This window comes from Aequorivita aquimaris, from assembly GCF_001573155.1.
Classification (GTDB): domain Bacteria; phylum Bacteroidota; class Bacteroidia; order Flavobacteriales; family Flavobacteriaceae; genus Aequorivita; species Aequorivita aquimaris.
In genome coordinates, this window is the sequence record NZ_JRWG01000009.1 from 38408 (window position 1) to 53501 (window position 15094).

Sequence of the window (15094 nt, forward strand, 5' to 3'; positions counted from 1 at the left end):
GTTTTTGAAGTGCATCAAAGATAAGGTTTATAAATAAAAAAAATGCCCCAAAAAATTGGGGCATTTTATAATCCATTTTATTATTTATTAGAAGTCATATCGGATGCTAGCGTTCCAAGTTCTTCCGTTACCGTAATAGTAACCGAAGGAATCTTTTTGGCTTAAATACATCTCGTTTGTAGCGTTGTAGCAGTTTGCCCTAACGGTAAGATCTTGTCCTCCAAAATTGAACTTGTAAGTAATTCCAGCATCTAAAACACTATATGCTGGCAAAAGCTCAGCTTGATAAACCTCTCCCGATAAGGATGCGCCAATTACATCATCAGCATCAACAAATCCGTAAAGATCTGTATAAATGTTATAATCGGCATCTACGGTAAGGCCACCAATAACGTTGTATTTGAAACCAAAACCAAAAGAAGTTTGTGGAGCATTGCCCACTTTTGTGCCGCTCAAATCAACTGAACCTTCTTCCAACAATGCATTGGTTTCGTTATCTCTGGTTTGAAAAGGTGTTTTTCCATCATACTTCCAGTTACCAATACTTCCGAAAGCTCTAAACATAAATGCACTTGAATGTCGGTATTTCCCTTCAAATTCAAATCCTTTGTGAACTTGGGTAATGTCTGTAAACTTTTGGTAACGGTCTACTTGTTCAACAGGGTTTGATGAGCTAGGGTCAGCTTCAATAAATCCTCCTCTAAGGAATCTGTTACCCCAAGAGGTATAATATCCATTCAGATCCAATGAAAATCTACCTGAACGAATTCTATAACCTACTTCAACTCCTAAAATTTCTTCGTTTTCAATTTCGTTATCTCCTTCAAGGATATAGTTTGAGTTTCTAATATCATCAAAAATATTATCCAGGAAAGGCTGTCTTGAATAATAACCGGCATTGGCAAAAATGGTATTGTTTTCAATAAAGGTATAACCCATTCCACCTTTTAGGTTGTAACCAAGCTTGTTTACTTTATCAGACTTTCCAAAGCCATCTACACCCTCAACTTCTACTCCTTGTGCGCGACCCTCTCTTTGGTAGCTTTGTGTAGAAACAGCACCTTGTATAAATGCTGAGAAGTTATCAGTTTTATACTCAGCTTGTCCAAAACCACCTATGTAATTTATATATTCTGAATAGTCAAAGTTGAATCGTTGCGCTTCATCTGCTCCATTAAACAACGCTGCCCATGGATTTGCTTCAAAGGTTTCACTTATTACGTAATCACTGTCTCTTTGACCATCGTAACCAAAATTATCTGCATATCCCTGAAGTCCTAAAAGGTCGTTCATTTGGTACCAGTGGCTTCCTTTATAAAAACGTGTATCAACACCTATGTTTAAGGTGAAATTATCGCTTAGGTTACTTTCAAGGTTAGAAAGAAAACCATACCAGTTATGGTTGTTTACTGACATTCTGCGTGCAAGTGAACCACCACCAAAGCTTCCAATTCCATTTTCAGCTCCTTCAATATTGCTCTCTTCGATGGCGTCAAAATCTACCTCACCGTTTGCATCACGTATAATATTTCTTGAGCTTCCAGCAGGGCCTGTTCCTCCACCACGCCCAAAAGACGCATAAAGTACAGATGATAAGTTAGTTCTATCACTTATATTCCAATCCCAGTTAAGGTTGATAATTGGTTTGTGGTAGTAATTTCTTCTAAAGGTGTATCGTTCTCCGTTATAGAATCCTGAATTGGCGTTATAGCGTTTTCCGTAGCGCTCATAATCCTCCAAAGAGTCAGAGAAGTTTTGGTCGTGCCATTGTGGGGCACCGGTCAACAAGAAATTGAAGGAGTGGGTGTCATTTGGCACATAACCGATGCCAATGAAATAGTTCTGCCCCTGACCCGCGGTTCCATCAGAATATTTTCTGTGAGCTTGCCAGTGGTCAAACAAAAAGGAATACGCCCATTTGCCCTTTAGACCAGAATCGTAGCTTAATGTTCCTTTGAAATAACTATCGTTACCTGTCATAAAACGTGCAAAGCCACCTTCCTTTCTTCCAGCGGCACGAGACACGATGTTAACAGTTCCTCCAACAGATGAGATGGCCAATTTTGAAGAGCCCAAACCACGCTGAACCTGAACCGCATTAGCCACATCAGACATACCAGACCAGTTAGACCAGTACATTTTTCCGTCTTCCATACCGTTGATTGGCTGTCCATTTAAAAGGAAAGCGGTGTTTGTTTGGTCAAAACCACGCAAGAACATTTGCGAGTCGCCAAAACCTCCGGCTTGGTTGGAAACGTAAACACTTGGAGTACTCTTAACCACTTCTGGAAACTCAACGTTACCAACTGCCTTAGCTTGAATTTCAGCAGCAGAAATAGTTGAAACGGCGATAGGGGTTTGACGGTCCTTTGCCATATCTATAATTCCTTTTCCCACGATGACTACTTCTTCAAGGGCATCAGAATCTACAGTAATTTTAACGGTACCTAAGTTTGCGGCTCCATTTACAGCTTTAAAAGGAACTTTTTCAATAGTGTACCCAATGTAAGAGATGGTAAGCGTACCCGTTGCAGCGGAAGTTTGCAGTGTGAAATTTCCGTCAAAATCGGTAATGGCACCGTTAGTAGTGCCAGTTTCAACAACATTGGCACCAGCCAAGGGGTCGTTGGAATCAGAATCGATCACCGTACCGGTGACCGTAGTTTGTGCAAAAGCGGCGAAACCGCCCAATAAAAAAACAAGAAATAGAAACTTTCTCATGAATTTGGATTTAGGTTTAAAATTTCGGCAAAAGTACAATCTTAAATAATTTCCCACTAATAAAATTGATTAAGAAATCTTTAAGAGAAATACTTAACAATAAATTTAAAATTTAGAAACTAAGATACTGATAAATAGACCGTTATTTAATAACAATGTTATTAACATGTTAAGCGAATGGAAAAATTAAAATAAGATGCAGTCCAATTCTTCCTTCATGGGAAGCAGATTTGCGAAATATTGCTCGTGCAATTCTTTCGGTAAGGGCTGCGAAAAAGGGGTGTCTTCCTTAAAAGGGTCTACTTCTTTTCCATTTTTCCAGAAACGGTAACATACATGTGGACCGCTCGTGTTACCAGTCATACCAATCCAGCCAATTACATCGCCCTGGCTAACGTGTTGCCCTACTTTTACATTTCTGGCTTTCATGTGAAGATATTGTGTTTCATATGTGCCATTATGTCTAATTTTAACATAATTTCCATTACCGCCACGACGTTCAGATTTGGTTACCACGCCATCTGCTGTGGCCAAAATAGGAGTTCCCACTGGGGCAGCAAAATCGGTTCCGCGGTGTGGACGAAGTTTAAAACCGTAATATTTTATTCTTCGGTTTAAATTATATCTAGAAGATATTCTACTGAATTTTACGGGAGCTTTTAAAAAGGCACGCTTTAAATTGTTAGCGTTTTCATCGTAATAGCCTGAGAGTTTTCCCAAAGAATCTGAAGAAAATTTAAAGGCATATAGCGGTTTGCCTCTATGCTCAAAATAAGCGGCCTTAATTTCCTTAAGTCCGCCAGGAATGGTGTCATCAATAAACTTTTCAGTGTAAATAACCTTAAAGCGATCGCCAGGCTGCAACTTAAAAAAATTGATGGTCCAGGCATAGATATTTGCCAATTGATCCGTCATATAAGGACTTAGGTTCTGTTCTTCCATAGTTGCGGAGAGCGAACTAGTAATAACTCCAGATGCTGTTCTATCTTCATAACGGACAGGCTTTTGACTGTTGAATATGGAAAGCGTATCCCTAAAATCTACTACCGCAAAATCTACCTTATTAGTTTCATAAATAAAGACTTGGGTTTTGTTGAGGGAATCTTTGGAATTTAAGAGGACATAGGGTTTTCCAATTCCTATTTTTCGAACATCGAAGCTATCACGAAATTTAGTGGCCACTTCCATAATTTTTTCCTGTGGCACGCCATTGGCAAAAAGTATGTCGCCAAAAGTGTCGCCTTTGCGGATGGTATCTCGTATTACGTTAAAATCATTGAGAATGTAACCATATTGCTCGATTATTGGATCTACTACCGTCTCGGGTTCGATTATTTCATCTTTGGGTTTTTCGCAGGCGGTAGTGAGCAGGGTAAGGGTGAATACGGCTAAAATTAGTTTCTTCAATGCTGGGGAATTTTCGGTATTATTTATTCTTAGTCAACTAATATTTTAAAAGAATGTTGCAATCCTTTGAATTCGGTTAGGGTTGCCTTAAGCGACCCCACCGCCAAATCTGCCTTTACGAGCAGTGGAATTTTGTTGTTATCATCACTTATCCAGACTGTTAGGCTTTCCTTTTCCTTAAAAACACGGCCAGATTGTACATAAGGCCTAAAAATCAGAGTTCGGACGCGCCCAAAATTAGTATCTAAAACTTCTTTTCCAAGGAATTTTAACCTGAATTTGTAATTTTCTTTGTCGAAGAACATGTTCATCTCTACCACGTCGCCTGTTTTTATATTTTCGGTGTCCAATTGGTTCCGAAGGTAATAAAAAGCCGAAATCATGTCCTGCGTATCTTCTGGGAACGAAAAGACCGTGGTTTCATTGTGTTTTTTATCGTTTACAGTTGCTTTTTTGGTGTTGTGGTTAAAGTCTATTTCAATATCCTTGGTGTAGCCGCCTTCGTCAATTTTCCGAATAAACTTGTAGGGAATGTCTTTCTCTTTGTCAATATAGGATTGATAGTCGTCCTCAACCTTAAAAAACCATTTTGAGACCCCGACCGTTTCGCCATAACCCCGCACGTGGAAGACATCCTTGCCTTTTATCGTGGCGCTTTTCACTTTTAAAGTTGCATACCCTGCGGTAACAAAACCGTAATGGACACGGAATTTGAAATATTCGCCATCGCCGTAAGCCCTTTCTTGTGCAGAAAGAAAAAAAATGTTACCAAAAAAAATTAAAAGCGCAAATAGCTTTTTCATAAATAAGACTTAGGGATTTATGGTTTTTAAAAATACAACTACCGTTCCAAAAAAATAAAAACCCCACCTTCTTTAAGACGATGGGGTTTATATAATGTTACATTTTATAAAGTCCCTCTCTGTGCCTGTTCGCGCTCGATAGATTCAAAGAGTGCCTTAAAGTTTCCGGCCCCAAAACCTTTGGCGCCCATACGCTGTATGATTTCAAAGAAAAGTGTGGGCCTATCTTCCACGGGTTTGGTAAATATCTGGAGCAGATAGCCCTCCTCATCGGCATCTATCATGATGGAAAGTTTTTTCAGCTCATTAATGTCTTCTTTCATCATTTTCATATGGTCGCCCAACCTGCGCGGAATATCATCGTAGTAAGCTTGTGGTGGGGGTGGTAAAAATTCTACGCCGCGCTCCTTCAGCTGGCTAACTGTTTTAATGATATCATCCGTAGCCACCGCTAAATGCTGTACACCGGAGTCTTCATAAAAATCCAAATATTCCTCTATCTGTGATTTCTTTATTCCTTTGGCCGGCTCGTTTATAGGAAATTTTATTCGCCCGTTGCCATTGCTCATCACCTTGCTCATCAGCGCCGAATACTCTGTATGGATCTGCTTATCGTCAAACGAAAGGAAATTCACAAAGCCCATTACATCCTCGTACCATTTTACCCATTTGTTCATTTGGCCCCAGCCTACGTTGCCAACCATATGGTCTATGTACTTTAAACCAGTTGGGGTAGGATTGTAATCGCTTTTCCATTCGCGGAAACCTGGTAAAAATGTTCCTTTGTAGTTTTTGCGTTCCACAAACATATGTACTGTTTCGCCGTAGGTGTATATCCCACTTCGCACCACTTCGCCGTGTTCGTCTTTTTCAACGGTAGGCTCCATATAGGGTTTTGCGCCGCGTTTGGTGGTTTCTTCAAAAGCACTTGTGGCATCGTCTACCCACAGGGCAATTACCTTTACGCCATCGCCGTGTTTTACTATATGGTCGTTTATTGGCGATTTGCTGTTTAGCGGTGTGGTTAGTACAAGCTTGATTTTATCCTGCTTCAGTACATAACTTACAGAATCGCGCGAGCCGGTTTCCAGACCTTTATAGGCGTATGATTGAAAACCAAAGGCGGTTTTATAGAAATGTGCGGACTGTTTTGCATTGCCCACGTAGAATTCTACATAATCGGTGCCCAATAAGGGCAGAAAATCTTCTGCGCCCTCAAATATTTTTTCCAGTCCGTAATCGACTGATTTTACTTCTTTGCTCATAATTTAAGTTTTCAATAATCTTATTAATTTAACTCAGAATATTTTAGATAGAATAGCTTCATTTATAATGAAAATAGTTTTCAAATTCATTTAACCGCAAAGGCGCAGAGAACGCAAAGACCACAATCTACTGCTTACTGCAACTGCGACTGCCAACTCATTCCTCCAACCAACTCTGGTAATACGTACCATCCGAGAGTTTTAAACCATCTTCGGTAACCTGTAATGGTTTAAACGTATCAACCATAACGGCCAGTTCTTCTGTTTCCGTTTTACCAATACTTCTTTCCGCGGCGCCGGGATGTGGTCCGTGTACAATACCGGCAGGGTGAAGCGTGATTTGACCAGCTTCAATATCATTCCTACTCATAAAATCGCCATCTACGTAATATAACACCTCATCGCTATCTATATTGCTGTGGTTGTAAGGCGCCGGAATACTCAGCGGGTGATAATCATACAGCCTAGGCACAAAACTACAGATAACCATGGCATCTGTTTCAAAAGTTTGGTGCACTGGCGGCGGTTGGTGGATTCTTCCGGTAATTGGTTCAAAATCGTGGATTGAAAAGGCGTACGGAAAGTTGTACCCGTCATAACCCACGACATCAAAAGGATGGGTGGCGTAAATCATTTCAAAAATATCGTCCTGTTTTTTCACCTTTACCAAAAACTCACCTTTTTCATCACGAGTTTCCAACTCTTGCGGCTTGCGGATGTCGCGTTCACAATAGGGCGAATGCTCCAGCAACTGGCCAAACCAGTTTCTGTAACGTTTTGGGGTGTAAATGGGGCGGCGCGATTCAACAATAAAAAGTCGGTTGTCTTTGGTGTCGAAATCTATTTTGTATATAATTCCGCGGGGAATCAATAAATAATCGCCGTATTTAAAATCGAGATTGCCTAAAAAAGTTCGCAGTTTTCCGCTGCCTTTGTGGATGAAAATCAACTCATCGGCATCAGTATTTTTATAAAAATAATCTTTTTGTGATTCCTGTGGAGCTGCGAGAATAATGCTACAATCGCTATTGGTGAGTACCGTTTTACGACTGCTTAGATAATCTTTTTCGGGTTTTACATCGAAACCTTTTAGCCGAAGCGATTCCAGATTATTGGCGCGTGCAATCTTCGGGGCTACGTTGTATTGCGCTTTTATTTCCTTGACCTGTGTGGGTCTGTGTTCGTGATAAATATTGCTGTACATTCCATCAAAACCCACGGTTCCGAAAAGTTGTTCAGAATAAAGGCTCCCGTCCGGTTTGCGGAACTGCGTATGGCGTTTGGGCGGTATTTTGCCCAGTTTGTGGTAGAAAGGCATCTGTTATTGTTTATTACTTATTTTTATTTTTTATTGATTCTGAAGAATAAGATACGTTAAAATCAAGCTTCCTACAAATATCGGAAAAATAATAGAGCTAAGCCGCTAAGTTTTTACTAAAACCGATAGCCCAATGTCACATACCATTCGCTTTCATTAAGCTCAGGCGAATAGGAATATTTAATCTCCATCGGTCCTAGAACGGTTTCCAGCCCATACCCTGCTGAAAATCCCGAATAGTCTACCCCGTCAATCCACTGGCCGTTTTCAAAAAGATCATTCCCCACATTGGCAATATTTACCGAAATATTGACGTGGTTCTTTCTGAAAATTTCATAATCAAAAGTAAGCGTTGACTTAAGATAGGTATTTCCGCGGAGCGAGATGGCCTCGTAACCCATAAACGGAATAATGTTGTTCATCTCCTTAAATCCATAGCCCCCCAATGCAAAATCCAATGAAGTGGTTTCCGGACCGCCCCATTTAAAACCACCCTCGGTTGTTAAATGAGCCGAAATTGTGTTAAAAAATGTATGGGCATACCCCATTTTTGCTTTTGCCAAAGAGAATGGCTCAAAACTCTTGTTTCGCCCGTGGGCCAATAAATACCAATGAAAATCACCTGAAAAATAAGCTCCTTTTTTTGGAAAAAAACTATTATCATAAGTGTCATACTTCAAAAAACCAAACGCACTGTAATAATTGGTGCTTTCAAAAACCGTTCGGGGAAGGTTGTTTTCATCTGTACCTATAGTTTCCGAAAGATAACGAAGGTATTTATGCTCTCCTCCCAGACCGAAAATCAAGGTCCTGCGGAAAAGGGTCTCAAAATAAAGCTGGTTGGTAAAATCGCTATACTTAATGGAAAGTTTATTGACAGGCACCGATATCTCCGCATCAAAATCGGGATTGATGAAATCCAACGGCACGTCGGTTTCAAAAAAATGATACTTGGAATTGAAGCCCACGCTCCAGTAAAATCCCTTGTCTATATAATATTCAAAATTGTACCGCAAGTTGTCGCCAGCAATTAAATCCAGCGAGGCAATATCGTTATTGGTAAGAAGCCGCTTTTTGGTAATATTTACCAATGCGGCCGTTCGGAAAAGGTCGTCATAATGTACCGCAAAACGCAGCATCATGGAAGACCGGCTCTCGCGCAGTTGTAGCAGGAGTGTATTTTCATTGTTTTCATCCTCAATCAACCTATAATTAATGTCCTGGAAATTCCCAGTTGCCGAAAGGTTGTTTATCCCCTCACTAAAATCTTCATAGGTTATTTCATCGGGCGTGCGCAATTTCAATTTCCCCAAAACATAGCTTCGGGTATATTTTTCGTTCCCCTCTATTTTAACTTCTTTTATATAAATAAAGTCATTGGCATCAAACTTTACTTCTTCACGGTTTACAGGCTTTTGCCTCGAAGCGATATTTTCAAGCTCCTCCCTATATGATTCTGCTGCAACAATTCCAGATTCTACAATATTTTTCCCCTCATCAAAAGAAACTACCGAGAAATCCTGAATGTTCGGATGAATATAGACATCTGTTTTTTCACGCTTCTTAATCATGTCGTTAATGGTTCGATAGTTATTTATCTGGACCAATACATCAAAAGCAGATCTCAAATTGTCCCTATTTTTTAAGCTATCCTGTACATCAACCCCTATGATTATATCCATCCCTTTGGCACGCACCTCATTTACAGGATAGTTGTTCACCACCCCGCCATCAATCAATACTTTATCGTCAATCACCACAGGACTGAAAAGCGACGGCAACGCCCCGCTGGCCGTAACCGCACGCGGAAGGTAACCACGATCAAGGATTACTTCCTTTCCAGTTTCAACATTGGTTGCCACACAGAAAAAAGGAATGGGCAATTTGCTGAAATCTGAAACCGTGCTCACATGACTTGTCAATTTTGAAATCAGATTATATACGTTCTGTCCTTTTGAAAGCCCTGATGGAAAACCAACTTTAAATTTATCAAAAGGCAGCACCAAGGCATATTTTTCCGACTCCTGCTTTTCGTAAAAAGTCTTTGCGCTCCGCGGAATATTGTCCTGTATCAAACTGCTGAAATCCGTTTCGCGAAAAATACTGTCAAGTTGCGTTGCCGAATACCCCGAAGCATACAGCGCCCCGATAATTGCGCCCATGCTCGTGCCGCCAATGTAGTCTATCCGCACGCCCGACTCCTCAATAACCTTCAATGCGCCAATATGCGCCAAACCTTTTGCCCCGCCACCGCTCAAAACCAGACCTACTTTTAGGTCCTTCTCAGCTTTTTCTTGTGAAAAGACAAAGGTTGAAATTATCAGGAAAAATATAAAGAGCAATCTTTTCATTTGTACATTATTGGATTGAAAGATTTCTGAAATTTTAAAACTTTGGCACTGATTATTTTACTCATAGCCCATATCATTTTACTCATTGACCAAAAAACTTACTCATAGCCTATATCATTTTACTCATTGACCAAAAAACTTACTCATAGCCTATATAATTTTACTCATTGACCAAAAAACTTCCTCATAGCCCATATCATTTTACTCATTGACCAAAAAACTTCCTCATAGCCCATATCATTTTACTCATTGACCAAAAAACTTCCTCACAGCCCATAACATTTTACTCATTGACCAAAAAACTTCCTCATAGCCCATATCATTTTACTCATTGACCAAAAAACTTCCTCATAGCCCATATCATTTTACTCATTGACCAAAAAACTTCCTCATAGCCCATAACATTTTACTCATTGACCAAAAAACTTACTCATAAGCCATATCATTTTACTCATTGCCCAAAAAACTTACTCATAGGCCATATCATCTTGCACATTGTCCATATCACCTTACGCAACGCCAAACAGCTATTACACTTGACTTAAGATTTATTGCTGAAATGTTCTACCAACTTCTTCGCCCTGCTCGGACCGATCACTTTTGAAAGCTCCTCAAAACTTGCCGAAACAATCCGCTTCGTGCTTTTAAAGTGTTTCAACAATTCCACGACCGTTTTTTCGCCAATGCCGGGAATGGTTTCCAGTTCAGTATTTAAAGCCTGCTTGCTGCGTTTGCTCCGGTGAAAGGTAATGCCAAAACGGTGTGCTTCGTTACGCAATTGCTGTATTATTTTTAACGTTTCGCTTTTTTTGTCCAAATACAACGGAATCGGGTCGTTGGGATAAAACAATTCCTCCAACCGCTTTGCAATACCTATAATAGCTATTTTTCCGCGCAATCCCAATTTGTCCAGACTTTTTAGAGAAGAAGACAACTGCCCCTTTCCTCCATCTATGATGATGAGTTGCGGCAAGGGTTGCTCTTCTTCCAGCAATCTTTTGTAGCGGCGATAAACCACTTCTTCCATCGAGGCGAAATCATCCGGTCCTTCAACCGTTTTAATATTGAATTTGCGATAATCCTTTTTGCTCGGCTTCCCGTTTTTAAAAACCACACAGGCCGCCACCGGGTTCGTGCCCTGTATATTACTATTGTCAAAGCACTCTATATGTCGCGGTTCCTCGCTTAACCTTAAATCTTTTTTCATCTGCGCCATAATGCGCTTTTCATGACGGTCGGGGTCCACAATCTTTGCCTGTTTAAACCGCTCCATGCGGTAATATTTCGCATTTCTTTCGGAAAGGTCGAGGATTGCTTTTTTATCGCCCAGTTTGGGAACATGCGTTTTTATGTCCTCGCCCAGTTCCACCTCAAAAGGCAAGTAAATTTCCTTTGAAAGCGAATTGAACCGTTGCCGGATTTCCACAATCGCAAGCTGAAGCAATTCTTCATCCGTCTCGTCCAATTTCTTCTTTATTTCCAACGTATGCGAACGGATAATCGCGCCGTGCGAAAGCTGCAGAAAATTCACGTACGCATAGCTTTCATCAGAAATTATCGAAAACACATCAACGTTATTAATCTTCGGATTTACCACCGTGCTTTTGCTTTGGTAATTCTCCAAAATATCAATCTTTTCCTTTACCCGCTGTGCCTGCTCAAACTTCAGCTCGGCCGCCAATTCCTTCATCTGGTTTTTAAACTTGTGCAGCGAATCCTTAAAATTTCCCTTCACAATATTGCGGATGGCCTCAACATTTTCGTGGTATTCCTTTTCGGAATAAAGCCCCTCGCAAGGCCCCAAACAGTTTCCCAAGTGATATTCCAGACACACTTTATACTTGCCTGCCCTAATTTTTTCTTCGGAAAGGTCGTAGTTGCAGGTGCGCAACGGATACAGGCCTTTTATCAAATCCAGCAGCGTGTGCACGGTTTTCATACTCGTGTACGGGCCGTAATATTCACTGCCATCCTTTATCATGCGCCGCGTTGAAAAAACCCTCGGAAACCGCTCGTTCTTGATACAAATCCACGGATAGCTTTTGTCGTCCTTCAGCATCACATTGTAGCGCGGCTGATAGTTTTTAATTAAATTGTTTTCCAACAAAAGCGCATCGGTCTCGGTCTTTACAACGATGTGCTTAATGGTCACGATTTTCTTCACCATAAGCCGCGTGCGATTATTGTCAAAATTTTTTGTGAAATAGGACGAAACGCGTTTTTTCAGGTTTTTTGCCTTGCCCACATACAGCAGTTTCCCGTCCTTATCGTAATATTGATAAACGCCGGGCGAATCGGGAAGGGTTGCAAGCTGAAGTGTTACCGAAGCATGGGCCATAGGCTCAAAGATACTTGCAATTTTGTTTTTTAAGGAATTTTTCCGCTATCAAAAATAGTTAAGAAACGGTTAAATGAAGCTTATTCAAAATCCAAATTCCCCAATCTTGCGTATCTATTTACAACCAACCCAAAATAATGCTTAAAAGCAAATTACATATTTCCTTTAAAAAGTATTTTGTGCTTTCCCTGTCGATTTTTTATCTGCTCAACCCGATGCAGAAACAGCTTTCGGAGGGAATGCACATTTTTTCGCACGTAATGACGCATACCGATTATGGACATCACGAAGAAGACCATTTGTTGGGCCACGAACATACGCACGAACACAAACTGATTACATTTTTCTCCAAAATATTCTCTTCGGAAGAGACCAGCGACCACGATGGCGTATTTTTTAATTATACTTTTGATAAGCATTTTGCACAGGAATATCCTCCAATCGATTTCAAAAACGAAACTAATACCAAACACAATTTCTTTTATGCTTTTCATATTCCGAAAAGCGTAAAAACCATTCCCAGCCCGCCTCCGGAAACATTCTTTTCATAGTTTTTTATCTGAATGAAATCTTCATTCAGACTATTCATTTATTATAATTTTTTAAACCAATCACCCATGAAAAGAATACTCTTAATAGGGCTGCTGCTATGCTTTGGTATTGCGCAATCGCAATCGCTAAAAGGAAAAGTAGTAGGCCTAAATAACAACCCGCTGGAAAACGTGGCGGTTTTTGACCGAACCTCGGGCAATCATACGCACACCGATACTTCGGGAAAATTTTCACTTGAAAATGTGAAGGAAAACGACATCATCAGCTTCTCAATTTTAGGTTTCGCAACTTATGAATACACGGTTACCGCTGCAAGTTTTTCGGAACCCATAAACATCACTTTAAACGAAGCCGCCGTTTCTTTGGAACAGGTAACCATCACGCCCGAAGTAAACACGCTTAGCCAAATTGTAGCGGTAGATTTAAAGACCGCGCCCGTAAAATCGTCGCAGGAAATTCTTCGGAAAGTTCCGGGATTGATTATCGGCCAGCACGCCGGCGGTGGAAAGGCAGAGCAAATATTTCTGCGCGGTTTCGACATTGACCACGGAACGGACATCAACCTTTCGGTGGACGGAATGCCCGTAAATATGGTGTCGCACGCGCACGGGCAAGGGTACAGTGATTTGCACTTTGTAATTCCCGAAACGATTGATGAAATTTCCTTCGGAAAAGGTCCGTACAACGCGGAATACGGCGATTTTGCTACTGCGGGTTACGTGGCTTTTAAAACCTTGGACAAGCTCGACAAAAGCTCCGTTTCCGTGGAATACGGGCAGTTTGACGCTTTTAGGACCGTTGGGCTTTTCAATCTTTTGGATACCAAAAAAAGCAATGCTTATGTGGCGGCCTCTCTCAACACCTTTAACGGTCCGTTTGATTCGCCGCAGAATTTTAACCGCTTTAATATGATGGCGAAATACAACCTGAAATTGCCCGACAACCAAAAACTGCAACTTACCGCTTCGCATTTCCAAAGCAAGTGGGATGCTTCGGGGCAAATTCCGCAGCGCGCCATTGACGATGGTTCCATCGGGCGTTTTGGCGCTATTGACGATACCGAAGGCGGAAACACCAGCCGCACCAATTTGCTGATAAATCATTCCAAATTGCTTTCGGAAAACAAAAAGTTGGAAACCCGCGCGTATTATTCGCATTATGATTTTGAGCTGTTTTCAAACTTCACTTTTTTCTTGGAAGACCCAATAAACGGCGACCAAATTGCACAACGCGAAGACCGAAATATTTTGGGTTTCCAAACGGAGTTTTCAGATAAAATAAATTCTGAAACACTCGATTTTAAATACACTGCCGGAATTGGCGTTCGTTACGACGATGTGAACGACGTGGAACTTTCGCACACCAAAAACCGTTATGAAATTTTGGATCGGATTGCCTTCGGAAATGTGGACCAAATAAACAGTTTTGCATTTTTGAATACGGAATTTGGTTTCGGCGATTTCAAAATAAACCCCGCCGTACGATTGGATTATTTCAAATTTGATTACGAAAACAAACTTTCGCCAACCTACGATAACCGAAGTGAAAGCAAGGTTTTCGCCAGCCCGAAGTTGAACTTTATTTACAGCCCCAACCGCGATTTCCAATTGTTTTTGAAAACGGGAATCGGGTTCCATTCCAACGATACACGCGTAGTTGTTGCCAATGGCGGCGAGGATATTTTGCCCGCAGCTTACGGTGCAGATTTGGGCGGAATTTACAAACTGACGGACAATCTTATTTTTAACACGGCCCTGTGGGCGCTCTTTTTGGAACAGGAGTTTGTGTACGTGGGCGATGCCGGAATTGTGGAGCCTAGCGGAAAAACCCGCCGATTGGGCGTTGACTTTGGCCTGCGTTACGAAGCCTTGGACTGGCTGTATTTTTACGGCGATGCAAACTATACCTACGCCCGAAGCACCGAGGAACCCAAAGGCGAGGATTACATTCCGCTGGCGCCGGATTTTACCTCAACCGGTGGAATTGCAGTTGAAAATCTTGCAAATTTTTCGGGCGGATTGAATTATCGTTATATTAAGGATAGGGCCGCAAACGAAGACAAAAGTATTATTGCCGAAGGTTATTTTGTAACCGATTTCAACATAAATTATACTTTTAGAAACCTTGTTTTTGGGATTGCGATTGAAAATCTCTTCGATACCGAATGGAACGAAACCCAATTTGCAACCGAAAGCAGATTGTTTGACGAACCGGCACCGGTGGAAGAAATACATTTTACCCCCGGAACGCCGTTTTTCCTAAGAGGAAAGGTAACCGTTAATTTTTAACTAATGATTTTAGGGGCAATGTTCTTTTTGGTTAAATTGCACACACAATAA

General features: G+C 41.0%; 9 protein-coding genes. 2 read left to right on the forward strand and 7 right to left on the reverse strand.

Annotated elements, in window-relative coordinates; translation table 11 throughout:
• Positions 1 to 87: 87 nt before the first annotated feature.
• From LS48_RS12475 to uvrC, 7 genes are all read right to left on the reverse strand, one after another.
• Positions 88 to 2721 carry a TonB-dependent receptor gene (locus LS48_RS12475; protein WP_062622840.1) on the reverse strand — a complete coding sequence of 878 codons (2634 nt, stop codon included), beginning with the start codon at positions 2719 to 2721 and terminating at the stop codon, positions 88 to 90.
• A 186-nt stretch (positions 2722 to 2907) separates the two neighbouring features.
• Complete coding sequence (locus tag LS48_RS12480; RefSeq protein WP_062622841.1) at positions 2908 to 4128, reverse strand: M23 family metallopeptidase; 1221 nt, start codon at positions 4126 to 4128, stop codon at positions 2908 to 2910.
• Positions 4129 to 4157: 29 nt separating this feature from the next.
• Positions 4158 to 4931: a DUF3108 domain-containing protein gene (locus LS48_RS12485; protein ID WP_062622842.1), complete on the reverse strand. Its 774-nt coding sequence runs from the start codon at positions 4929 to 4931 to the stop codon at positions 4158 to 4160.
• Between the two features lie 104 nt (positions 4932 to 5035).
• Positions 5036 to 6196: a 4-hydroxyphenylpyruvate dioxygenase gene (gene hppD, locus LS48_RS12490; protein ID WP_062622843.1), complete on the reverse strand. Its 1161-nt coding sequence runs from the start codon at positions 6194 to 6196 to the stop codon at positions 5036 to 5038.
• A 157-nt stretch (positions 6197 to 6353) separates the two neighbouring features.
• A complete protein-coding gene (locus LS48_RS12495) occupies positions 6354 to 7514 on the reverse strand; it encodes a homogentisate 1,2-dioxygenase (protein ID WP_062622844.1) in 1161 nt (386 codons plus the stop codon).
• A gap of 116 nt (positions 7515 to 7630) precedes the next feature.
• Positions 7631 to 9865 (reverse strand): patatin-like phospholipase family protein, encoded by a 2235-nt coding sequence (locus tag LS48_RS12500; RefSeq protein ID WP_062622845.1) that lies wholly within the window; start codon positions 9863 to 9865, stop codon positions 7631 to 7633.
• Between the two features lie 541 nt (positions 9866 to 10406).
• The gene (gene uvrC / locus LS48_RS12505) at positions 10407 to 12203 is read right to left on the reverse strand and encodes an excinuclease ABC subunit UvrC (RefSeq protein WP_062622846.1); all 1797 of its coding nucleotides are present in this window, start codon (positions 12201 to 12203) and stop codon (positions 10407 to 10409) included.
• A gap of 137 nt (positions 12204 to 12340) precedes the next feature.
• Here uvrC and LS48_RS12510 point away from each other — a divergent pair, with 137 nt between their 5' ends.
• A complete protein-coding gene (locus tag LS48_RS12510) occupies positions 12341 to 12754 on the forward strand; it encodes a hypothetical protein (protein ID WP_062622847.1) in 414 nt (137 codons plus the stop codon).
• Between the two features lie 66 nt (positions 12755 to 12820).
• Positions 12821 to 15043, forward strand: a complete 2223-nt coding sequence (locus tag LS48_RS12515; RefSeq protein ID WP_062622874.1) for a TonB-dependent receptor — start codon at positions 12821 to 12823, stop codon at positions 15041 to 15043.
• Positions 15044 to 15094: the final 51 nt, after the last annotated feature.